Source organism: Pseudomonas sp. MH9.3, from assembly GCF_034354675.1.
GTDB lineage: Bacteria > Pseudomonadota > Gammaproteobacteria > Pseudomonadales > Pseudomonadaceae > Aquipseudomonas.
Genome location: NZ_CP133785.1, coordinates 4,852,194 through 4,872,729, shown reverse-complemented (window position 1 = coordinate 4,872,729; position 20,536 = coordinate 4,852,194). Strand labels below are relative to the sequence as shown.

The window sequence follows — 20,536 nt, the reverse complement described above, 5'->3', positions numbered from 1 at the left end:
GTCAGCCATCGAGCCCTGCCATCTAGGCCTGGCACCCCTGGCTTATAACCGTCGGAGATCGGGGTTATAGATGCTCTAAACAGGGATTGGTTCGACCTGACAGATGCTGAATGCACGCTTAACGCCGAGACTTGGCGCAAGACCGGGCAAAACTAGCACAGAGACGGGGAAATATCCGCCTCTACCTACCCATTTGGTCAGCTTTATCGCTCTAAACCGTGAAAAAAAGGCATATGGCCCGTAAGCGAGCGCGCAAAACACCTTCCAGGCGCCCCCCGACCAATGGGTGCGGTACACTGGACGACTTTTTGGGGAGGCCCACCGCTCCCCCTCAACCAGCCGAGAAGCCTATGCCGATCCGTCATTGCATCGTCCACCTGATCGACAAAAAACCCGACGGCACACCTGCAGTTCTTCACGCGCGCGACTCGGAGCTGTCCGAATCGGCCGCCATCGAGAACATGCTGGCCGACCTCAACGAGAGCTACAACGCCAAGCAGGGCAAGGCCTGGGGGTTTTTCCATGCCGAGTCCGGCGCGCATCCGTTCAGCGGCTGGTTGAAAGAGTATTTCGACGGCGGCCAGGATTTCACCACCTTCAGCCGCACAGCGGTCGAGCATCTGCAAAAGCTGATGGAAGAGTCCAACCTCTCCACCGGCGGCCATGTGCTGTTTGCCCACTACCAACAGGGCATGACCGACTACCTGGCGATCGCCCTGCTCCACCACAGCGAAGGCGTGGCGGTGACCGACGAGCTGGACGTAACCCCGTCGCGCCATCTGGACCTTGGCCAGTTGCACCTGGCGGCGCGCATCAACGTGTCCGAGTGGCAGAACAACAAACAGTCCAGGCAGTACATCTCGTTCATCAAGGGCAAGAACGGCAAGAAGGTCTCGGAATACTTCCGCGACTTCATCGGCTGCCAGGAAGGCGTCGACGGCCCCGGCGAAACCCGCACCCTGCTCAAGGCGTTCAGCGACTTCGTTGAGAGCGAAGACCTGCCGGACGAGTCCGCCCGCGAAAAGACCAAGACCCTGGTGGACTACGCCAGCAGCCAGGCCAAGCTTGGCGAGCCCATGGGCCTGGAAGAACTGTCGGGCCTGATCGACGAGGATAGGCCCAAAGCGTTCTACGACCACATCCGCAACAAGGATTACGGCCTGTCGCCGGAGATTCCGGCCGATAAGCGCACCCTTAACCAGTTCCGCCGCTTCACTGGCCGCGCCGAAGGCCTCTCGATCAGCTTTGAAGCGCACCTGCTGGGCGACAAGATCGAGTACGACGAAGCCGCAGGCACGCTGATCATCAAGGGCTTGCCGACCCAACTGACCGACCAGCTCAAGCGCCGCAACTGATGCTCGGCGGGGTCTTTAAAAAAGTCCTGCTGGTGTTGCTGGTCGTGGTGGCGATCCAGAACTGGGGCAAGATCGAGCGGCTGTTCAACCCGTCGCAGGTGGTGTCGGAGCAGGTACGCACGTCGGCGCGCGTGGTGCTTTATTCCACGCAATGGTGTGGCTACTGCAAGCAGATCCGCCGCTTCCTGGACAAGAAAGGCATTGCGTACCAGGCCTTCGATATAGAGAAGGACGCCCAGGCCCGCACGGCGTACGAAGCGCTGGGCGGCGGCGGCATTCCGTTTGTGGACGTGAACGGCACGTTGATTCGGGATTACAACCCGGACGCGATCATGGCGGCGCTGAAATAATCAGCGCACCACGATCACCCGGCCCAGCAGGCTGTGTTGCTCAAACCCCAGCACGGCCTGCAAAGCCGTCAGCACGGCCGCCGGGTCCTTGCTTGGAAAGCTGCCGCTCACGCGCCTGGCGCCCATCTTCTCGTTGAGCAACAGGATGCGCCCCGGATAATAGCGGCCCAGGTCCTTGATCACGTCGGCCAACGGCGCCTTGTAATAATTGAGCCAACCCTCGCGCCAGGCCAGGCGTGATTCGCTGTCGACCGCGTGCAAGGGCTCGACCCGCCCAGCGGCATAAGCCACTTGCTGGCCGGCCGTCAGGATCTGTTGCGGGCCTTGCTTCGACGCGGTGACACCGACCCGCCCGGACAACACCGTTACCTCGACGCCCGCCGGTTGCAGGCGCACTTCGAACTGTGTGCCCAGCACCCGCGCTTCGCCACTGCCCGCCTCGACCACAAAGGGCTCGCCAGTGTGGCTGACCTTGAAAAAACCGGCACCGCGACGCAGCCGGATAAGCCGCTCACCGTGGCTGAAATCCACGGCAATCGCGCTGTCCGCATCGAGGGTGACGCTGGATTGATCGGCGAGCATAAAGGTCTTTACCTCCCCCGGCGCGGTCACGTAATCGGCGCCCAGGTCATCGACCCAACGCGACGGCTGCCAGCCGGCGCCCATCGATACCATCAACAGCAGACAGGCGGCCATCGCCAGCGCGCCCGACCAGCGCGCCACCCGCGAGCGCCTGGAGGTGGCCATGGCGTTCAGGTAGCCCTGCAACGCAAGCGCCTCTTCATCCGCGAGTGTTCGCGCAGGCGCTTCGCTCAGTTCCCACAGCACCTGGGCCTGGGAATAGGCCTGGACATGGGCAGGGTCAGCACGCAGCCAGCGGGTGAAAAGAGCCTGATCGCCACTGCTGGGCTGGTCATGCAACCGGCCAAGCCATTCGAGTGCAGCCCTTTCCTGGGCGGGCGTCGGGGTGACGTTCACGGTGCTTTCCCTGGCGTGCGTGGAGGCGGTGGCTCGCGAAGACTGGCCTTGCAGGCTTCGAGGGCGCGCATCATATGTTTTTCCACGGCACTTTGGGACAGCCCCATGGCCTTGGCGATCTGCGCGTATTTGCGCCCGTGGATGCGATTGAGCAGGAAAATCTGCCGGGTGCGCTCCGGCAGGCTGCGCAGGGCGGCTTCGACGTGGCGCAGGTCGTTGCCCGCCTCCAGCGCGGCCTCGGGTTCGGCGCCGTGATTGCCCTGTTGCTCCGGCAGCCAGCCTTCGCGGCTGCGCACACGGGCGCCTTCGCTGCGCAGGTGGTCAATGGCGATATTGCCGGCGCAGCGCAGCAGGTAGGTGCTGAGTTCTTCGACCTGCACCAGCGGTCGGCGCCAGAAGCGCAGGAACAAATCCTGCACTAGGTCGGCCGCTGTCGCGCGGCAACCGACGCGCCGGCTCACCAGGGCTTCCATCTGCGAACGCTGGGACAAAAACACCTGCAGAAAATACGCACGGCCGCACATCGCATCAACGGGCGGGCTGTCTTCGGAATCCGGTGGCGTGCTGATGATCATGGCGTGGGCTCAGAGGGTCACAAACGCCGCAACGGGGCTGGCCAACAACCCAGCACCCGCCAGGCTCAAGGCCAGCCTTGGCCAGTACGGCAGCAGCAGCACCAGCAGCAGTGCGCTGAGCATCAGCACCGCGCACCACTCCACCAGGCCCTGGCTCCAGCCGGCAGCGGCGACGGCCGGCCAGATCGAGCCGGGCAACAGCAGCCAGCCGCTCACGCGCAAACCGACACGGCGACGTGGCGTTGGCTTGCTGTGCAGCAGCTCGCCGTGGTGCCGGTCGGTGGACAGGCACAGCGCAGTGAATCCGGCGTAGCACAACAGCACCGCGAGCAGCATGTCAGTGAGCCTCCTGCTTGAGGTTCAGCCGATGGGCGCGTTCGGCCTTGGGCCGAGGCGCCGTGCGGTGCCGCATCTTCCACGCAGCCCAGGCCAGGAAGGCTCCGCTGCCCAGGCATGTCAGGTCGAAGCCGGCCATGGCCCAGTCGCCCCTGGCCAGTGACACCCCCAAGTGCTGATCGGTGGTGAGGGCGTTCAACAGCGGCACGGCCGCAAACAACAGCGCAGCGCAGCTCAGTTGCTCGACCCAGCCCTGGCGCCCGCGGCGCAGCGCGGCATGCAACAGACTCAGGCCCCAGGCAATAAAGAACGCCTGCACCTCCCGGTCGGAACGCTCGGCAAAGCTCGCCGGCAACAGGCGGTTGGCCCAGAAGAATGCGCCGATGGCGATCAACAGCCCGGACATGCTGGCGATGTTCAGCATCTCCACCAGTCGCAATTCAAACGGCATGACGCCGGTCCTGGCGTGCTTGAGCTGGCGCTTGCCCAGCCACATCACCAGCCCGGTGCCGATCATCGCCGTGCCGGCCAGGCCACAGATGAAGTACAGCCAGCGCAGCATCGGGCCAGCGAAATGGCCGATGTGCAGGCCATAGAACGTGCCGCTGACCAGCGTCGGCAACGACTGCCCGCCGCCCACCCGCAGCAACTCACCTGTGGCGCCGTTAAACGACACCACGCTGCCAAAATCCTGCGCCACACGGTCGGAGCCTGAGCGGAATATGTTCACCGACGCGTTCACATCGCCCGGGTTGTTGACCGCCAGCCGGCCGACCTGCCCGCCCGCCCATTGCGCGCGAGCCTGCGTGTACATCGGCACCAGCGACTGCAACGGCGCCGGCTGCCCGAGGGCCGGCGCGTTGTCGGTGGCGGGGAACAGCTCGCTGAAGAACGCGCGGCTGTCGTCGCCGTAGGACGCCATGATGGGCGCCGGCATGACCATGCTCATGAAGATCACCAGGCTGCTGTAGGTGATCATCAAGTGGAATGGCAGCACCAGCACTCCCACCGCGTTATGCCCGTCAAGCCACGAACGCTGGCCCTTGCGCGGGCGGAAGGTGAAGAAGTCCTTGAAGATTTTCTTGTGGGTGATGATGCCGGTGATCAGCGCCACGAACATCACCATGGCCGCGAGGGTCGACAGCCAGCGGCCCCATGGATAAGGCATTTGCAGCTGGAAATGGAAACGGTAGAAGAACTCGCCGCCTTTGCTGTCGCGGGCTTGAACGGCCTGGCCGCTGACCGGGTCAACGACCTTCTGGACGAAATTGCCGCGCTTGCCGGGGTCGAGCTTGTCTTGCCACATCACCGACAGGCCGGGATCGCGGCTGTTGGGCAAGGTGATGAACCAGCGTGCGGCGTCGGGCGCCTGCTGCTGCAGGTAGGCCTGGGCGACGGTGAGGCTGCGCGCATCATCCAGCGGATGCGCCTGCACCTCGGGCTGCATCCAGTGGGTAATCTCGTCCTTGAAATAGGCCAGGGTGCCTGTCAGAAAAATCGCAAACAACAGCCAGCCAAAGATCAGTCCGGCCCAGGTGTGCAACCATGCCATGGCCTGACGAAAGCCCTCTTTCATGTGCGCACCATCCACAAACCCACGCCCGCCAGGGTGGCAAACGCCGCCGTCGGCAGCATCACGCCAAACCAGGCCCGCCAGGCGCTGCGGCAGGCAAAGCACCAGAGCACCGCGAGCAGGTAGAACACGAATGAGCTCATCATGCCGGTCACCACCGCATCGGCACGTGACGTCGGCAGCCACAGCGCCAGGCAAACAGCGGCCAGAGACGCCATCAGGTAGCCGCCGACCACGGCCGCCAGCACGCGTGAGGTGACGGCGAGGCGGTAGGAGACGGGCAGTGTGGTTTTGCTTTTCATCGCGGCGGCGCCAGATTATTCAGTTGGCGATATTAATGATAAATATTCTCATAAGCAAAACCGAACGGATGAATCACCTGCTCTGGCGCATTGCCGAACCCACTCGCGCGCCCTACAATGCGAACAATTCTTGTTCTCTAAAGCTTGCTCATGCTTGCGGAGTGTTTGCGTTGAGCCCGTCCACCACCGTCGAAGTCTTGTATCAGGACCATCACCACTGGCTCAACGGCTGGTTGCGACGCAAGCTCGGCTGCCCGGAAAGTGCTGCAGACCTGGCGCAGGACACCTTCATGCGCGTGCTCACCGCGCCGCCAACCCCCACACTGATCGAGCCCCGCGCGTTCCTCACCACCGTCGCCAAGCGGGTGTTGTTCAACTTCTACCGCCGCCAGGACCTGGAGCGCGCCTATCTTGACGCCCTCGCGCAGATGCCGGAACAGGTCGCGCCGTCGGAAGAAGAACGCGCGATCATCCTGCAAACCCTGCTGGAACTTGACCAGTTGCTGGACGGCCTGCCAACGCCCGTCAAACGTGCATTCCTGCTGGCCCAGCTCGATGGCCTGACCTACGCGCAGATCGGCGCCGAACTGGGTATCTCCCTCGCCACCGTCAAACGCCACCTGAACAAAGCGGCCATGCGCTGCTACTTTGCCCTATGAATTTCTCGACCCAGGTGGCCGAACAAGCCGTGCACTGGCTGATGGAAATGCAGCAAGGCGCGCTCAACCCGCGCCAGCAGGCAGCCTGGCAACAGTGGCTGAATGCCCACAGCGAACACCAGCGCGCCTGGGACCACATCCAGCGTGTCAACCAGCGTCTGCGCGGCATGCCTTCGCCTCTTGCACACGCGGCGTTGAACGCGCCCACATCCAGCAGCCGGCGTCAGGCGCTTAAATTGCTGTTGATCCTCGGCGCCGGCTCGGCGGCGGCCTGGGGCCTGCGGCAGCAACATATGCTGCCGCCGCTGAGCGCCGATTACCGCAGCCCGGTGGGTCAGCGCCGCACGGTGCAACTGGCGGACGGCAGTCAGCTCAAACTCAACACCGGCAGTGCAGTGGATGTGCACTTCGATGGTCAACAGCGGCTGATCCGCCTGCTCGAGGGGGAAATACTGCTGACCGTCCGCGCCGACGACACACCGCTGCGCGTACTGACCGGCCAGGGCCTGCTCAGCAGCCCGGCAGCGCGGCTGAACGTGCGTCAGTTCAATGACCATACGCAACTGGCGGTCTTCGACGGCCATGTCGAGGTGATGCCCAACCGCTACAGCGGCCTGCCGTTGACAGTGGACGCCGCGCGTCAGGTCAATTTCACCCGCAAGGGTTGGGACACGCCACGGCCCACCGACGCCAACAGCGGCGCCTGGGCCGACGGCATGCTGATGGCCGCGCACATGCGCCTGGAGGATTTCCTCGCCGAGCTGGGCCGCTACCGGCGCGGCCAGCTCCATTGCGACCCGCAGGTGGCCAACTTGCTGATCTCCGGCAGTTACCCGCTGGACGACAGCGAGCGCATTCTCGACCTGCTGGAAGTCAGCCTGCCGGTAAAAGTGCGGCGGTTTACCCGCTATTGGGTCACCGTGCAGGCGCGCGCCTGAAAATACTTTTCTACCGAGTGAGCCGTTTTCCATACCTCGCGTGACAGAGAAGGAAAGCCCCCTTGATCCGTCTTCTCAGGACCGCGTCCCATGCCCCAGCAACCCTCCCTGCTCGCCCGCACCCTGCGCCACTTGTTACTGGGCGCCAGCCTCAGTTTCACCCTGCTGCCGCCCGTCATGGCGGCCGACGCCAAGCCTTATCACATCGCCCCCAGCTCGCTGGAAACAGCCCTGAACCAGTTTGGCCGCGAAGCCGGCGTGCTGATTTCCTTCGGTTCCCAAGTGACGGCCGGCATGCAGAGCCGTGGATTGTCGGGCAATTACAGCGCCGCCGAAGGCCTGCAGAAACTGCTGGAAGGCACCGGCCTGCAAGCCCGCGCTGAGGGCAACAACGCCTTCAGCCTGCAACCGGCAGACGCCCCGGCCACGCTGGAGCTGGCCACCTCCAGCGTGGTTGGCGACTGGCTCGGCGATGCTGCGCAGACCAACGTCTTCGAACACCCCGGCGCCCGCGATGTGATCCGCCGCGAGGAATTCGAACGCCAGGGCGCCACTCAGGCCAAAGATGTGCTCAACCGCATCCCCGGCGTCAACGCCCCGGACAACAACGGCACCGGCAGTCATGACATGGCGCTGAACTTCGGCATTCGCGGCCTCAACCCACGCCTGGCATCGCGCTCCACCGTGCTGATGGACGGCATTCCGGTGCCGTTCGCGCCCTATGGCCAGCCGCAGCTGTCGTTCGCGCCGATCAGCATGGGCAACATGGACGCCGTCGACGTCGTGCGCGGCGGTGGTGCAGTGCGTTACGGCCCGCAGAACGTGGGCGGCGTGGTCAACTTCGTGACCCGCGCGATCCCGGATGCGCCCACCGTCAAGGGCGGCCTGCAGACCGAAACCAGCCCGTCCTCCAGCCACGACGGCTTCAAGACCACCGGCAACCTGCTTGCTGGCGGCACCGCCGACAACGGCCTGGGCGGCGCCCTGTTGTATTCGGGCACCCGCGGCGGCGACTGGCGCGAAAACAGCGACACGCGTATCGACGACCTGATCCTCAAGGGTAAATACCAACTGGACGATGCCAACAGCTTCAACGCCATGGCGCAGTACTACGAAGGCCAGGCCGACATGCCCGGCGGTCTGAACGTGGCCGACTACAAGGCCGATCCGTACCAGTCCACCCGCGCCTACGACAAATTCTGGGGTCGCCGCACGATGTTCAACGTCGGCTACCGCTACGAGCAGGACCGCCGCGAATTCACCATCAACAGCTTCTTCACCAAGACCCTGCGCAGCGGTTACCTGGACCAGGGCAGCTTCCTTTCCCTGTCGCCACGCGAATACTGGGTACGCGGTATCGAGACCCGCTTCGCCCAGGGCTTCGACCTCGGCCCCACCAGCCATGAAGTGGGTGTGGGCTACCGCTACATCAACGAAGCCGGTCATGAGCTGCGCTACCGCACGCCGATCTCGGCCAACAACCAGCAGATGCCCACCACCAACAGTCGCAACGACCGCGACACCCGTGGCGGCACCGAAGCCAATGCGTTCTTTATCGATGACCGGATCGATATCGGCAAATGGACCATCACCCCGGGCATTCGCTACGAGATGATCGAGTCGCAGCAGACCAACAACCTCAGCAACGTCAAGTACAAGGGCGACTACAACACCGCGCTGCCGGCGCTGAACGTGCTCTATCACCTTACCGACGAGTGGAACCTCTACGCCAACACCGAAGGTTCGTTCGGCAGCGTGCAATACAGCCAGATGCCCAACCGCGTGAGCAGCGGCGAAGTGAAACCGGAGAAGGCCCGCACCTGGGAACTGGGTACGCGCTATGACAACGGCAACCTGCGCGCGGAAATCGGCGCGTTCCTGATCAACTTCGACAACCAGTACGAAAGCAACCAGACCAACGATTCGGTGATCGCTCGCGGCGAGACGCGTCATCAGGGCGTCGAGTCGAGCATCAACTACGCCCTCGACGGCTTGAGCCCGGCGCTGGCCGGCTTTGATGTGTACGCCAGCTACGCCTACGTCGACGCCACCATCCGCGAAGACGGTCCGAACAAGGGCAACCGCGTGCCCTTCTCGTCCAAACACAAAGGCACCCTGGGCGTGGGCTACACCGAAGGCCACTGGAAGCTCAACCTGGACAGCAGCTATCAGAGCAGCCAGTTCGCCGACAACGCCAACACCCGCGCCGAAAGCGCCGACGGTGCCAACGGGCGCATCCCCGGCTACATGCTGTTCAGCAGCCGCGCGGCCTACGATTTCGGCCCGCAACTGTCGGATTTGAACGTGGCGGTGGGCGTCAAGAACATCTTCAACAAGCAGTACTACATACGCTCGTTTGACGATAACAACAAGGGCAAATACGTCGGCGAGCCGCGCACGGTGTACGTGCAAACCTCCATCGCGTTCTGATCGACGCTTGAACGAAAACGGGCCTGCATCTGCAGGCCCGTTTTATCAGGGGGTGAAAAACCGTCAGCTGTTGATTGCGGCGTTTTCGTTTTCCAGGAATTCCTGTTCCAGCGCATCTTCATTCACTTTATTGATCGGCTGGTTTTTCGCGGCAGCGCGGGGCTTGCCTTGCAGTTTGCCGAACAAGTGCTCCAGCGCGTGATCGAGCTTGGTGGCTGCACCGTCGATTGCCTGTTCCAGGGTATCGGCCTTGTGCAGGACCGACAGCGGCTGATGGCCCTTTGGCCGTGCTTCCAGGCGGCAACTTAAATCGTGGGGACCGGGCTTGTCGCCGTTCTCATCGCGCAGGTAAACCTCAACGCGGGTCAGGTCTTCTTCATAACGTTCGAGCGTGCTTTCGATGGTAGTACGTACCCACTCCTCCAGTCGGATGCTGCTTTCAATATGGTTATCGCTATTGACTTGGATTTGCATAGTTCTTCCCTTATTTCAGCTAGCTCGCCAGAGATCACAAACTGCAACACCGGGGTGGTGAAACCATGACCTCCTGCTTACACAATTGAGCACCCGCTGAAACAATTCAACCCCTTTTCAAAGATAAATCCTACATTACAAATTAACCCTGACGACAAGCAGAAACGCTGTTAGGGTGGGGAGTTGGTTACATCTTCTTACGACCACATTTCCTCATGATTGCCCCTCCGCCAACGGGTGCAATGCGCGAAAATTACCTGCTTCCTCCACCAGCCAATCATGCACCGCGCGCACGCCCGGATGATTCAGCGCCCCCGGCGCGTACAGCAGCACATAGCGTTTATGGTTGGGCACCGCCAGGCCGAATGGCACGATCAAGGTGCCGCGTTCCAGCTCATCGTTGAGCAAGGTGCGCCGCGCAATGGCCACGCCCATGCCGGCGATGGCGGCCTCGATGGTCAGGTGGTTGCGGTTGAACGTGTGCCCCCGGCGCACATCGGCGTGGTGATAGCCGATTTCATTCAGGTAGAACTCCCACTCCGCGTACTCATAACTTCCACGCCAGGCGGTAATGTCGTGCAGCAACGGAAAGTGCGCCAGGTCCGCCGGCCCGTGCAGCGGCGGGCGGCCACGCAGCAGGCTGGGGGCGCACACCGGAAAAATCTGCTCATCCAGCAGGGCGGTGGATAACAGGCCGGGGTAGCTGCCGTCATTCAGGTCGATGGCTAGGTCGAAATCGCCTTCGTGCAGGGCGACGCTGCTGTCTTCGGCAACCAGACGCAGTTGGATGTCGGGGAAACGCTGCTGCAGCCGTGGCAGGCGCGGCGTCAGCCATTTGCCGAGAAACGACGGGATCGAGCGCAGCCGCAGGGTACCGCTGATCATGCCCGCATCCAGCCGCTGCAGTTCGGCGTCGATGCTGCCGTACGCCTCCCCCACCGTGGCGGCCAGCCGCTGCCCTTCAGCGCTGAGCTCCACGCCCCGAGCCCGTCGATGAAACAGCCGAAAGCCCAGACGCTCCTCCAACTGGCGAATTTGCTGGCTCACTGCGCCCGGCGTGATGTGCAACTCCTCTGCGCAGCGGGTAAATGACAAGTGCCTCGCAGCGCAGGAAAACACGTGCAGCCACATATAGGTCTGGCCATGAAGGGGACGTGGCATAGGGTTTAGTCCTGCTAAAGGGTTTCTTAGGATAATTCGTTGGTCAGCACCAATCCACACGCTCAGTATCACGCCAATTGCGCTCGTCCCACAAAAGATGGCAGCGATTTCTGTTCCATTGCTTGTAAGGGTTTAGCATGGCTATCAGTGTTTTTGATCTATTCAAGGTGGGCATCGGTCCCTCCAGCTCCCATACCGTCGGCCCGATGCGGGCGGCGGCGACCTTTGCCCAGGCGCTGATCGACCAGCAGGTGCTGGCGGCAACACGCCGCGTCGAAGTGCGCTTATACGGTTCGCTGTCCGCTACCGGCGTAGGTCATGCCACCGACCGCGCCTGCGTCATGGGCCTGATGGGCGAATGGCCGGATCAGGTCGATCCCACTTCGATCAACCCGCGTATCCAGCAATTGCGCGAGTCCGGCCGGCTGTTGCTGGCAGGCCAACAGGCAATCGCCTTCGACTGGCACACCGACCTCCTGCTGCTGGACGAAAGCCTGCCCTACCACCCCAACGCCATGTCCCTGCACGCCTACGGTGACAACGGGCTGTTGAGCGAACAAACCTACTACTCGGTCGGCGGCGGCTTCATCATCGACGCGGCTGAAGCGGACTCGGGTATTGCGCCGACCAGCGATGTTGAATTGCCCTACGACTTTTCCAGCGCCGTTGAACTGCTGGCTTTGTGCAATAAACACGGCCTGCGGGTTTCCGAAGTGATGATGGCCAACGAGCGCGCCTGGCGCAGTGACGAACAGATCCGCAGCGGCCTGCTGCATATCTGGTCGGTGATGCGCGAGTGCGTGGAGCAAGGCCTGCGCGATGAGGGCATTCTACCCGGCGGCCTGGATGTGCCGCGCCGTGCGGCAAAACTGCATCGCAGCCTGCTGGAGATCGGCAAGCCCAACGTCATCACCTCGACGTTATCGGCCATGGAGTGGGTCAACCTGTTCGCCCTCGCCGTCAACGAAGAAAACGCCGCCGGCGGGCGCATGGTCACTGCGCCGACCAATGGCGCGGCGGGTATCATCCCGGCGGTGCTTCACTACTACATGAAGTTCAACCCCGATGCGTCTGACGATGATGTGGTGAATTTCTTCCTGGCCGCCGCCGCCGTCGGCATCCTGTGCAAGAAAAACGCCTCGATCTCCGGTGCCGAAGTCGGCTGCCAGGGCGAAGTGGGCTCGGCCTGCGCCATGGCCGCCGCAGGCCTGGCCGACATCCTCGGCGCCACGCCCGAGCAACTGGAAAACGCCGCCGAAATCGGTCTGGAACACAACCTCGGCCTCACCTGCGACCCGGTCGGCGGCCTGGTGCAAGTGCCGTGCATCGAGCGCAATGCCATCGCGGCGGTCAAGGCCATCAACGCCACGCAAATGGCCTTGCGCGGGGACGGCAAGCATTTCATCTCGCTGGACCGGGTGATCCGCACCATGCGCGACACCGGTGCCGACATGCACGACAAATACAAGGAAACCTCGCGCGGCGGCCTGGCGGTCAACTGGGTGGAGTGCTGAGTGCGCTGCAAGCGACCGTTTTATCGGCGCTGCCCTGAAACAGGTCACCCGTCCCCCCACATCACCGACCCCATGTGGAGAGGGGACTTGCTCCCGATAGCGGTACATCAACCAAGTATCCATTGGCTGACACACCACTATCGGGAGCAAGCCCCCTCCCACAGTTGCATCTCCTTGTAACAGGGACCATTGTACGGCACGCCCTTTGCTGTACAGCTATTGAGGAAAACGGACCTTGTGAACCCTCAGCGACGGAGTGACCGGTGGTCAGGCAATGCGAACCAATCCCGACACCGGTCGTCAATGACTGCATGTTCTTATCAGGCGGTAACGCACCATGGACAATCCTTTTCAGATCATCACCGACACCTTCAGCCCTCAATACCGCGTCAACCTGAGCATCCAGCGGCTGGACGGCAGCATCATGCTCACCCTCTCCAACGAGGATGGCGTGGTGGCCAAACGCATGATCAGCGCCGAACAGCGCAAAGACCCGAAACGGCTCAAGCGCCTGGTGCAGAGCATCCAGTTCGGCATTGCCATCGAGCAGGGTCACAGCGCCATGGATATCCTGGCGGTGATGACCGATGGCGACAGCCACAACATGCTGCAGCCACCGCCCCCTCGTAACCAGCCCTTCAGCGCCGGGCTTTAGAGCTCGCCCTTCTCGGTTTCCAGGCTCGCCTCGCCTTTGCGACGCGGGCCTTCGATCTTCATGGACGGGAAGGCCGACGAGGCGTAGCGCACCACCAGAATCGCGAACGCCAGCAACAGAATGCCGCCACACAGGTAGATGATGCCCAGGTCCGGCGGGTTGTGGTGCGACACGTTGGAAATCAGCAGGCGCGTCAGCGCGGTGATCGCCACGTAGATCAGGAAGCGTACCGGCATGTGATTGGTCTTGAAATAAATCCCGACCATCGCGCCCAGTTCCAGATAGATGAACAACAGCAGGATGTCATCAATCTTGATGTGCCCGTTCTCCAGCATCCCCAGAAACTCCATCACCGCTGCCCACGCGGTCACCGCACCAATGGCGAACAGCGCCAGATAGTGGAAGGTTTCGACAAACAGATTGCCCAGCGACTCGGCCAGCCCGTGTACCTGCCGGCGCAGCCTTTCGGCCCAGTTGATTTTCACGATGGTGCTTCCTTAGGTCGACTCGACCGGATAATGCGGGATGGACGTGACGGTTGTTCTGCATGCAGAAAAAAGGCCAGTGCCGGGAAGTGAGAGGGCGGCGGGGTGCGACGGGGCACGTCTGGGAATTGGAAAAGTGAATATTACGCTCATCCGAGAAGCAGTCGCTCATGGATACCGTTGGCGGGCGTGTAAAACCGAAAGGATCCGGATGTGGTCCGTCACTTTGTATACGACCAGATAATTGGGATGTACCACCATCTCACGCGTGCCGTTGATTCTTCCGGGACGGTAGAGATGTGGCCTACGAGAAAGAGCCAGTACAGAAGCCTCGATTGATCGCATAAGCTCCAGCGCTGCTACAGGGTTGCGATCACTCAGATAATCAATAATTTGACGAAACTCCACCCGCGCGGCGGGTAGCCACTCAATCAGCATCGCCTTTCTTGAGTTTAGACTCGATGAGCGATTTCATTTCAGCCATGACCTCGTCGTGAGGAATACCGGGGCTTTTGTCATCAAGCGCAGCTTGTACCCTGGCGCGAAACCAGCGGTTGTAGCCATCGGCCTGCTCTTCGGTGTCTGCGTGGGTACCAGAGGAAAAGGAAGTGTCCATTGAAGGCTCCGTTGTCGATGAGGAAGGAGTCTAGCCGCTGGCCCTTTTACTGTCGTGCTCCAAGCGATGAAGTGAGTAACAGGAAAAATCCAGGCTTGCGCGACGGTTTTTTTTGGCCGCCCCACTAGCGTGCGAACAGTCTGTTAGAGGTATCAGGGTGGCGGGACGCGACGAGGCACAGATTGATCAAGCGACGCTATTTTCCGACTACATTAAATCCTGCTATCCAAACCCCCGCATTTGGCTTATGCTTTTCGCTGTATATAAATACAGTAGTCGCAAAAGACATCTATCGTGAAGGCATGTGAGGTGGTGAATGGCCGTCGAAGTGGTATACCGCAGCAGCCGAGATCTGGAGCGTTTGTTCATGGATAAAGCCGAAGCTGACCGTCATGACAAAATGCTTGAACTCGCTGAGTTGCTGGCAGAAGTGTTGCAAAAAGCCGTGCCGTCTCTGAGCGAGCAGCAGGTGGAGGAAGCCGGGATCTACATGGCGAAAAATCGCGATGTGTTTGCCAAGGCGTTCAAGAGCCAGCCGGACGCGTTGTCCGAGTTGCTCAACGCAGCGGCGGAATAAGCCCGAATTGAACAGGCCCTGAATCCTTGATTCAGGGCCTTTTTAATGCCCCGTCAGCGGTAGAGCAGGCGCTCGGCCAGTTCGTCGGCCACGCGTGCGGGTGAGCGTTTTTCGGCCTGGGCGTGGGCGAAAATTTCGGTCAGGCGCGTGCCGATGTTGGAAAGGTGCGCGGTGATGGTCGGCAATTGCGCGCCGCTGTGCTTGAGGGCCACGTAGATCAGTCCGCCGGAGTTGATCACGTAGTCCGGGGCGTAGAGGATGCCGCGCCCTTCCAGTTGGTCGGCGATCTGCAGGTTGGTCAGTTGTGCACTGGCAGAACCGGCCACGGCGGCGCAGCGCAGTTGGGCAACGCTCTGGCGGTTGAGCACGGCACCGACGCCGCAGGGCGCGAGGATATCGCAGGGTGTGCTGAGCAAGGCATCGTTGGCGATGGGGTGCGCGCCGAGCTGTTCCATGGCCAGTTGCACCTTGCCGTGGTCGATGTCGCTGACCAGCAGTTCGGCACCGGCGGCGTGCAGTTGTTCGGCCAGCGCGTAACCCACGTTGCCCAGGCCCTGGATCGCCACGCGCAAGCCTTCGAGGTTGTCGCTGCCCAGGCGGGCCATGGCCGTGGTGCGAATGCCGGCGAACACGCCCATGGCCGCATGGGGCGAAGGATCGCCGGCAGCGCTGGTGCTGGTAACGAAACGGGTGTGCTGGGCGATGCAGTCCATATCGGCCACCGAGGTCCCGCTGTCGGTGGCGGTGATGTAGCGACCGCCCAACTGCTCGATGCAGCGGCCAAAAGCTTCAAACAGTGCCGCGCGGTCTTCCACATGGGCAGGCCGCAGGATCACCGCCGTTGCGCCGCCCACCGGCAGCCCGGCCAGGGCCGCCTTGTAGCTCATGCCCTGGGCCAGGCGCGCAGCATCCGCCACGGCGCTTTCGTCATCGGGGTAGGCAAGGTAGCGACAACCGCCCAGCGCAGGACCGAGGCGGCTGTTATGAATAGCGATGATCGCCTTCAGCCCGGTCACCGGGTCGATGCTCAGGTGCAGCGATTCAAGGCGGGTGTCATGCATGAGAGCAAACATCGTCAAGCTCCCGGATCACGTCTGGTCGTGGGCCAAGTATAGGCTCGCGGTAAAAATCCGCTGAAGCGTGCTGGAATAAGCAGGCGGAATGGGTAGGCGTTCCGATATAAGCAGGTAGGATATTTCTCAAGACACTGGACGTACATTCGCAGCAAGGCTAAAACGGGGCATCTGCCGGAGATTGCAATGACTCCCCGCCAAGCCTTTTTCGCCTGCCTGCAACGCTCGCCGCCTGCGCTGTTTGAAGCCGCGCTGTGGATTGCCGCCGAGCACGACCCGGCCGTGCAACCGGCGGCGATCCTGCGTGACGTTGCCTTGCTGCAGCAACAGGTCAGCCTGGCCATGCCGATATTGCCGACGGATGAACTCGGCCAGCCGCTGCTGCGACGCATGAATGACCTGGGCTTTGCTCAGGACGACTTCACCCCGCTACGCCCCGCCGCGGCCCTGCTGGACAAGGTGCTGCAACGCAAGCGCGGGCAACCGCTGGCCATGGGCCTGATCGCACTGGAACTGGCGCGGCGCCTGGAAATCCCCCTGCAGGGCGTGAACTTCCCTGGTCACTTTCTGCTGCGTGTGCCCGGTGCCGATCATCTGCTTGACCCCTGCGGCGGTCGACGCCTCTACCCCAACGACTGCCGCGAACTGCTGCAACGTCAATACGGCCCCAACCTCACGCTGAAATCCGAGCACCTGCACACCGCCGAGCCGCGTTCGATCCTGCAACGGCTGTCACGTAACCTGCGGCAGTTGCACCTGTCCAACGATGATTACCTGGCCGCGCTGGTCGACGCCGAGCGCGTGCTGGAACTGGGCAACGCCAGCGCCGCCGACTACCTGGCGCGGGCCAGTCTGTACCAGCGCCTGGACTGTCCCAGCGCCGAGCGGTTTGACCTGGAACATGCGCTGCTGCTCAGCGAAGACCCGATCCAGCGCCTGCGCCTGGCCGAACGGCTGGGTCATCTGCCCCCCAACTCGGTCGTGCACTGAACACGTGCACTCCGAATGGCGATAGGGCCTGTCGTGGCGAGCGGACTTGTTGTGGCGAGCGGGCTTGCCCCGCGTTGGGGGGCGAAGCCGCCCCAAAACCAGGCGCTGAGCCGTATCAGGCACACCGCGTGTTTCTTGATTGGGGGCGCTTCGCACCCCAACGCGGGGCAAGCCCGCTCGTCACAGAGCCTTCCGCATTTGAAGCTAAGGCGCGTCAGCTTGACTGCCGGGATGTGCCCGGATAAACGCCGGATGCTGCGCCGCCAACGCCGCTACCCGCTGAATTCGTGGATACGCCGCCAACGACACCTTGAAGCGCTGCGTGGCATACACCTGCGGAATCAAAAACACATCCGCCAGCCCCGGCTGCTCGCCCAGGCAATACCCCTCATCGCCAATCAACTGCTCGACTGCGGCCAAGCCCTGGCTGATCCAGTGACCGATCCATTCCAGCAACTGCGCCTCATCGTGTCCCCACTGGCGCAGCAGGTTCTGGGTACTGGAGTTGTGCAACGGGTGAATATCACAGCCAATAATCGACGCCACCGCACGTTCGTGGGCACGGGTCGCCAGATCTCTGGACAGCAGCGGCACCTGTGGATAACGCTCCTCCAGGTACTCAATGATCGCCGGTGACTGAATCAACAGTTCGCCGTCATCCGTGCGCAACGTCGGAACGCGCCCTTGCGGGTTGATCGCAAGGTACTCGGACTGATGATTCGCGCCGCCCGGCGGCACCAGCAGGTTGACCGGCACCGCGCTGAACGCCAGGCCTTTCAGCGCCAACGCAATACGCACCCGGTACGACGAGGTGGAACGGTAGTAGGTATAGAGTTGCATCGCCCTGCCCTCTCAGCGCGCCGCGATGACAGTACCCCGGCAGTCACCGAATCCGATGGACGCAAACCCGTCACGGCGGCAGCGTGCACGCAGGATGATTTCATCGCCGTCCTCAAGGAATTTGCGCACCTCGCCGTTCGGCAATTCGACCACCCGTTTACCGCCTTCGGTCATCTCCAGCAGGCTGCCGAACTGTCCTGCTTCGGGCCCGGACAGGGTGCCCGAACCGAACAGGTCACCGGCCTGCAACTGGCAACCGTTGACGCTGTGATGCGCCACCAACTGCGCGACGGTCCAGTACATGTGCAGGCTGTTGCTCAGGGCCAGACGGTGCGCCGGCAGATTCTGCTCACGCATGGCCTGCGTGAGCAGCAGCACCTCGAGTTCGATATCCAGGGCGCCGGCAGCTTGATCGCGGGTGTCCAGCAGGTAGGACAGCGGTTGCGGATCACCTTCGGGTCGTGCCGGCTGCGCCTTGCGAAACGGTTCCAGCGCTTCCACCGTCACCACCCAGGGCGACAGGGTGGTAATAAAGCTCTTCGACAAGAACGGCCCCAGCGGCTGGTATTCCCAGGCCTGGATATCGCGCGCCGACCAATCGTTGAGCAAACAGAAACCGGCGATATGCTCGGCCGCATCGCCGATGGCAATCGCGTCGCCCATGGCATTGCCCTGGCCAATCCAGATGCCCAGCTCCAGCTCGTAATCGAGTCGCGCACAGGGGCCGAAAACCGGTTCGGTGTGGCCGGCCGGCAAGGTCTGGCCCTTGGGGCGACGCACCTCGGTGCCCGACGGGCGAATGGTCGACGCACGGCCGTGATAGCCGATAGGCACATACTTGTAATTGGGCAGCAGCGGGCTGTCGGGGCGGAACAGTTTGCCGACGTTCTGTGCATGCTCGATGCCGACATAGAAGTCGGTGTAGTCATTGATTCTGGCCGGCACGTGCATCTGGCAGTCGGCGGCGCGATGCAGCACCTGGGCCTCACGCGCCTGCAGTGAGCCGCCTTCGGCCAGCAGCTCCAGCAGGCGTTCACGCAACGCCACGCGCGGGCCACGGCCGAGTTCGAAGAAGGCGTTCAACTGGCCGCCAGTGGTGGCCTCGACGGCGCGGCGCGCCTGACCCTCGAACGCATCCAGGGCGGCGTTCAGGTCGAGAATGCAGTCACCAATCGCCACGCCACTGCGCGGGGCAGAACCGTTGACGCTGAACACGCCCAAGGGCAGGTTCTGCAACGGGAAATCAGGATGACCGTTGGCGGAGGCGACCCAGCTGCGGGTGAGGGTTGGCTGCGTCATGGTTATCTCCGATTCGCGTTGAAGGTGGCGGGCAGCGAGGCCCAGCAGGCGTCATAGGAAGGTTGCAATTGCGCGCACTCAAGGGCGAACCGAGTGGGCCGCAGCACCTGGCTGGTCTCGAACATGAACGCCATGGTGTTATCGATCTTATGCGGCGCAAGGTCAGCGTTGATCGCTTTGGTGCAGGTCTCGCCGTCCGGGCCGTGGGCGCTCATGCAACTGTGCAGCGACGCGCCGCCGGGCAGGAAGCCTTCGGCCTTGGCGTCGTACGCACCCTGGATCAGGCCCATGTATTCGTTCATCAGGTTGCGGTGGAACCACGGCGGGCGGAACGTCTTTTCGGCCACCATCCAGCGCGGCGGGAAGATCACGAAGTCGAGGTTGGCCAGGCCGTGGGTGCTGGTGGGCGAGGTCAGGACGGTAAAGATCGACGGGTCAGGATGATCGAAACTCACGGTGCCCAGGGTATTGAAACGGCGCAGGTCATATTTGTACGGCACGTTGTTGCCGTGCCAGGCCACCACGTTCAGCGGCGAATGGTCGAGCTCGCAGGCCCAGAGTTCGCCGAGGAACTTCTGCACCAGCGTTGTAGGTTTTTTCAGGTCTTCGTAGTGCGCCACCGGGCTGAGAAAGTCGCGCGGGTTGGCCAGACCGTTGCTGCCGATCGGGCCGAGGTCCGGCAGGCGCAGTGGCGCGCCGTGGTTTTCGGCAACGTAGCCGCGGGCCTGTGCATCAAGCAGTTCGATGCGGAATTTGAGGCCGCGCGGCAGCACGACAATTTCCAGCGGCTCCACGTCCAGCACGCCGAGTTCGGTGGCGATGCGCAGGCGGCCCTGCTCGGGAACGATCAGCAGTTCGCCGTCGGCGTTGAAGAACACACGCTCCATCGAACGGTTGGCACGGTAGGTATGAATGCTGATGCCTGACGGTTTTTCCGACGCCGCGTTGGCAACCATCCCCACCAGCCCGTCGATAAAGTCCGTCGGCTCATCCGGAATATCCAGGGGGTTCCAACGCAGCCGGTTAGGCGTCACCGCGCCCAGCGGCCCGCCGGCCAACTGCCGTTCCAGCTTGACGAACGCCGGGTGATTGGCCGACGGCTGAATGCGGTACAGCCAGGTGCGCCGGGCTTCACTGCGCGCCACGGTAAAGGCGGTGCCGGAGAACAGTTCGGTGTACAGCCCGTAGGGCGCTTTTTGCGGGGAGTTCTGGCCGACGGGCAAGGCCCCGGGCAAGGCTTCGCTGGCAAATTGATTGCCGAAGCCCGACAGGTAGTCCAGGTGCATGGATCGTCCTCTGCAAGGAAGTTGTTTTTATCGTAATCCAGTTACGCACAACGTAATTTGATCACCGTCG

At 62.4% G+C, this 20,536-nt stretch carries 23 protein-coding genes; 9 read left to right on the top strand and 14 right to left on the bottom strand.

Annotated elements, in window-relative coordinates:
• Positions 1 to 350 precede the first annotated feature (350 nt).
• Together yejK and RHM60_RS21660 are read left to right on the top strand one after the other, a co-directional pair.
• Entirely contained in the window at positions 351 to 1,355 is a 1,005-nt protein-coding gene (gene yejK / locus RHM60_RS21665; protein ID WP_231423034.1) for a nucleoid-associated protein YejK, read from the top strand.
• Complete coding sequence (locus tag RHM60_RS21660; RefSeq protein ID WP_322212754.1) at positions 1,355 to 1,705, top strand: glutaredoxin family protein; 351 nt, start codon at positions 1,355 to 1,357, stop codon at positions 1,703 to 1,705. The genes yejK and RHM60_RS21660 overlap by 1 nt, the downstream gene beginning before the upstream one ends.
• Here RHM60_RS21660 and RHM60_RS21655 read toward each other — a convergent pair whose 3' ends face one another.
• The 5 genes from RHM60_RS21655 to RHM60_RS21635 are packed head-to-tail and all read right to left on the bottom strand — an operon-like array spanning position 1,706 to position 5,469.
• Positions 1,706 to 2,683, bottom strand: coding sequence for a FecR family protein (locus RHM60_RS21655; RefSeq protein WP_322212753.1), 978 nt, complete (start codon positions 2,681 to 2,683; stop codon positions 1,706 to 1,708).
• The gene (locus tag RHM60_RS21650) at positions 2,680 to 3,258 is read right to left on the bottom strand and encodes an RNA polymerase sigma factor (RefSeq protein ID WP_322212752.1); all 579 of its coding nucleotides are present in this window, start codon (positions 3,256 to 3,258) and stop codon (positions 2,680 to 2,682) included. The genes RHM60_RS21655 and RHM60_RS21650 overlap by 4 nt, the downstream gene beginning before the upstream one ends.
• 9 nt (positions 3,259 to 3,267) lie before the next feature.
• On the bottom strand, positions 3,268 to 3,594 hold the full coding sequence (locus RHM60_RS21645; RefSeq protein WP_209989020.1) for a DUF3325 domain-containing protein: 327 nt from the start codon (positions 3,592 to 3,594) through the stop codon (positions 3,268 to 3,270).
• 1 nt (position 3,595) lies between these two features.
• Positions 3,596 to 5,170, bottom strand: a complete 1,575-nt coding sequence (locus RHM60_RS21640) for a PepSY-associated TM helix domain-containing protein (RefSeq protein WP_322212751.1) — start codon at positions 5,168 to 5,170, stop codon at positions 3,596 to 3,598.
• Positions 5,167 to 5,469, bottom strand: coding sequence for a DUF3649 domain-containing protein (locus tag RHM60_RS21635; RefSeq protein WP_209989015.1), 303 nt, complete (start codon positions 5,467 to 5,469; stop codon positions 5,167 to 5,169). Before RHM60_RS21635 ends, RHM60_RS21640 begins: the two co-directional genes overlap by 4 nt.
• A 170-nt stretch (positions 5,470 to 5,639) precedes the next feature.
• Here RHM60_RS21635 and RHM60_RS21630 point away from each other — a divergent pair, with 170 nt between their 5' ends.
• The 3 genes from RHM60_RS21630 (at position 5,640) to fecA (ending at position 9,496) form a co-directional block, all read left to right on the top strand.
• Complete coding sequence (locus RHM60_RS21630; protein WP_209989011.1) at positions 5,640 to 6,128, top strand: sigma-70 family RNA polymerase sigma factor; 489 nt, start codon at positions 5,640 to 5,642, stop codon at positions 6,126 to 6,128.
• The gene (locus RHM60_RS21625) at positions 6,125 to 7,066 is read left to right on the top strand and encodes a FecR domain-containing protein (protein WP_322212748.1); all 942 of its coding nucleotides are present in this window, start codon (positions 6,125 to 6,127) and stop codon (positions 7,064 to 7,066) included. The genes RHM60_RS21630 and RHM60_RS21625 overlap by 4 nt, the downstream gene beginning before the upstream one ends.
• A gap of 90 nt (positions 7,067 to 7,156) precedes the next feature.
• Entirely contained in the window at positions 7,157 to 9,496 is a 2,340-nt protein-coding gene (gene fecA / locus RHM60_RS21620) for a TonB-dependent Fe(3+) dicitrate receptor FecA (RefSeq protein ID WP_322212746.1), read from the top strand.
• Between the two features lie 63 nt (positions 9,497 to 9,559).
• Here the strand turns inward: fecA and RHM60_RS21615 are convergent, their stop codons facing one another.
• Together RHM60_RS21615 and RHM60_RS21610 are read right to left on the bottom strand one after the other, a co-directional pair.
• On the bottom strand, positions 9,560 to 9,970 hold the full coding sequence (locus RHM60_RS21615; RefSeq protein ID WP_057006756.1) for an HPF/RaiA family ribosome-associated protein: 411 nt from the start codon (positions 9,968 to 9,970) through the stop codon (positions 9,560 to 9,562).
• A gap of 213 nt (positions 9,971 to 10,183) precedes the next feature.
• Positions 10,184 to 11,131 (bottom strand): LysR substrate-binding domain-containing protein, encoded by a 948-nt coding sequence (locus RHM60_RS21610; RefSeq protein ID WP_231423027.1) that lies wholly within the window; start codon positions 11,129 to 11,131, stop codon positions 10,184 to 10,186.
• 137 nt (positions 11,132 to 11,268) lie between these two features.
• Between RHM60_RS21610 and RHM60_RS21605 the strand changes: the two genes are divergently transcribed.
• Complete coding sequence (locus RHM60_RS21605) at positions 11,269 to 12,645, top strand: L-serine ammonia-lyase (protein WP_322212745.1); 1,377 nt, start codon at positions 11,269 to 11,271, stop codon at positions 12,643 to 12,645.
• A gap of 337 nt (positions 12,646 to 12,982) precedes the next feature.
• Positions 12,983 to 13,300: a DUF3509 domain-containing protein gene (locus RHM60_RS21600; protein ID WP_322212744.1), complete on the top strand. Its 318-nt coding sequence runs from the start codon at positions 12,983 to 12,985 to the stop codon at positions 13,298 to 13,300.
• Here RHM60_RS21600 and RHM60_RS21595 read toward each other — a convergent pair.
• The 3 genes from RHM60_RS21595 to RHM60_RS21585 form a co-directional block, all read right to left on the bottom strand.
• On the bottom strand, positions 13,297 to 13,785 hold the full coding sequence (locus RHM60_RS21595; RefSeq protein WP_209988994.1) for a phosphate-starvation-inducible protein PsiE: 489 nt from the start codon (positions 13,783 to 13,785) through the stop codon (positions 13,297 to 13,299). The genes RHM60_RS21600 and RHM60_RS21595 overlap by 4 nt on opposite strands.
• Before the next feature lie 168 nt (positions 13,786 to 13,953).
• Positions 13,954 to 14,223: a type II toxin-antitoxin system RelE/ParE family toxin gene (locus tag RHM60_RS21590; protein WP_322212743.1), complete on the bottom strand. Its 270-nt coding sequence runs from the start codon at positions 14,221 to 14,223 to the stop codon at positions 13,954 to 13,956.
• Complete coding sequence (locus RHM60_RS21585) at positions 14,213 to 14,401, bottom strand: antitoxin (protein ID WP_231423024.1); 189 nt, start codon at positions 14,399 to 14,401, stop codon at positions 14,213 to 14,215. The genes RHM60_RS21590 and RHM60_RS21585 overlap by 11 nt, the downstream gene beginning before the upstream one ends.
• 316 nt (positions 14,402 to 14,717) lie before the next feature.
• Between RHM60_RS21585 and RHM60_RS21580 the strand changes: the two genes are divergently transcribed.
• Positions 14,718 to 14,978, top strand: coding sequence for a YebG family protein (locus RHM60_RS21580; RefSeq protein ID WP_003171979.1), 261 nt, complete (start codon positions 14,718 to 14,720; stop codon positions 14,976 to 14,978).
• A 53-nt stretch (positions 14,979 to 15,031) separates the two neighbouring features.
• Here RHM60_RS21580 and RHM60_RS21575 read toward each other — a convergent pair whose 3' ends face one another.
• Positions 15,032 to 16,051 (bottom strand): Leu/Phe/Val dehydrogenase, encoded by a 1,020-nt coding sequence (locus RHM60_RS21575; protein WP_057006761.1) that lies wholly within the window; start codon positions 16,049 to 16,051, stop codon positions 15,032 to 15,034.
• Between the two features lie 186 nt (positions 16,052 to 16,237).
• On the opposite strand from RHM60_RS21575, the gene RHM60_RS21570 reads away from it, so the two are divergent.
• A complete protein-coding gene (locus tag RHM60_RS21570; protein WP_322212741.1) occupies positions 16,238 to 17,041 on the top strand; it encodes a SirB1 family protein in 804 nt (267 codons plus the stop codon).
• A 204-nt stretch (positions 17,042 to 17,245) separates the two neighbouring features.
• Here RHM60_RS21570 and maiA read toward each other — a convergent pair whose 3' ends face one another.
• The 3 genes from maiA to hmgA are packed head-to-tail and all read right to left on the bottom strand — an operon-like array spanning position 17,246 to position 20,466.
• Positions 17,246 to 17,881 (bottom strand): maleylacetoacetate isomerase, encoded by a 636-nt coding sequence (maiA, locus tag RHM60_RS21565; RefSeq protein ID WP_322212740.1) that lies wholly within the window; start codon positions 17,879 to 17,881, stop codon positions 17,246 to 17,248.
• Between the two features lie 12 nt (positions 17,882 to 17,893).
• Positions 17,894 to 19,180 carry a fumarylacetoacetase gene (gene fahA / locus RHM60_RS21560; RefSeq protein ID WP_322212739.1) on the bottom strand — a complete coding sequence of 429 codons (1,287 nt, stop codon included), beginning with the start codon at positions 19,178 to 19,180 and terminating at the stop codon, positions 17,894 to 17,896.
• Positions 19,181 to 19,182: 2 nt separating this feature from the next.
• On the bottom strand, positions 19,183 to 20,466 hold the full coding sequence (hmgA, locus tag RHM60_RS21555) for a homogentisate 1,2-dioxygenase (protein WP_322212737.1): 1,284 nt from the start codon (positions 20,464 to 20,466) through the stop codon (positions 19,183 to 19,185).
• Between the last annotated feature and the right edge of the window lie 70 nt (positions 20,467 to 20,536).

Bases quoted from the DNA above. Each gene is read 5' to 3' on its own strand.
- yejK (WP_231423034.1), top strand. From the start codon at position 351: ATGCCGATCCGTCATTGCATCGTCCACCTGATCGACAAAAAACCCGAC.
- RHM60_RS21660 (WP_322212754.1), top strand. From the start codon at position 1,355: ATGCTCGGCGGGGTCTTTAAAAAAGTCCTGCTGGTGTTGCTGGTCGTG.
- RHM60_RS21650 (WP_322212752.1), bottom strand. From the start codon at position 3,258: ATGATCATCAGCACGCCACCGGATTCCGAAGACAGCCCGCCCGTTGAT.
- RHM60_RS21645 (WP_209989020.1), bottom strand. From the start codon at position 3,594: ATGCTGCTCGCGGTGCTGTTGTGCTACGCCGGATTCACTGCGCTGTGC.
- RHM60_RS21640 (WP_322212751.1), bottom strand. From the start codon at position 5,170: ATGAAAGAGGGCTTTCGTCAGGCCATGGCATGGTTGCACACCTGGGCC.
- RHM60_RS21635 (WP_209989015.1), bottom strand. From the start codon at position 5,469: ATGAAAAGCAAAACCACACTGCCCGTCTCCTACCGCCTCGCCGTCACC.
- RHM60_RS21625 (WP_322212748.1), top strand. From the start codon at position 6,125: ATGAATTTCTCGACCCAGGTGGCCGAACAAGCCGTGCACTGGCTGATG.
- fecA (WP_322212746.1), top strand. From the start codon at position 7,157: ATGCCCCAGCAACCCTCCCTGCTCGCCCGCACCCTGCGCCACTTGTTA.
- RHM60_RS21615 (WP_057006756.1), bottom strand. From the start codon at position 9,970: ATGCAAATCCAAGTCAATAGCGATAACCATATTGAAAGCAGCATCCGA.
- RHM60_RS21610 (WP_231423027.1), bottom strand. From the start codon at position 11,131: ATGCCACGTCCCCTTCATGGCCAGACCTATATGTGGCTGCACGTGTTT.
- RHM60_RS21605 (WP_322212745.1), top strand. From the start codon at position 11,269: ATGGCTATCAGTGTTTTTGATCTATTCAAGGTGGGCATCGGTCCCTCC.
- RHM60_RS21600 (WP_322212744.1), top strand. From the start codon at position 12,983: ATGGACAATCCTTTTCAGATCATCACCGACACCTTCAGCCCTCAATAC.
- RHM60_RS21590 (WP_322212743.1), bottom strand. From the start codon at position 14,223: ATGCTGATTGAGTGGCTACCCGCCGCGCGGGTGGAGTTTCGTCAAATT.
- RHM60_RS21585 (WP_231423024.1), bottom strand. From the start codon at position 14,401: ATGGACACTTCCTTTTCCTCTGGTACCCACGCAGACACCGAAGAGCAG.
- RHM60_RS21580 (WP_003171979.1), top strand. From the start codon at position 14,718: ATGGCCGTCGAAGTGGTATACCGCAGCAGCCGAGATCTGGAGCGTTTG.
- RHM60_RS21575 (WP_057006761.1), bottom strand. From the start codon at position 16,051: ATGTTTGCTCTCATGCATGACACCCGCCTTGAATCGCTGCACCTGAGC.
- RHM60_RS21570 (WP_322212741.1), top strand. From the start codon at position 16,238: ATGACTCCCCGCCAAGCCTTTTTCGCCTGCCTGCAACGCTCGCCGCCT.
- maiA (WP_322212740.1), bottom strand. From the start codon at position 17,881: ATGCAACTCTATACCTACTACCGTTCCACCTCGTCGTACCGGGTGCGT.
- fahA (WP_322212739.1), bottom strand. From the start codon at position 19,180: ATGACGCAGCCAACCCTCACCCGCAGCTGGGTCGCCTCCGCCAACGGT.
- hmgA (WP_322212737.1), bottom strand. From the start codon at position 20,466: ATGCACCTGGACTACCTGTCGGGCTTCGGCAATCAATTTGCCAGCGAA.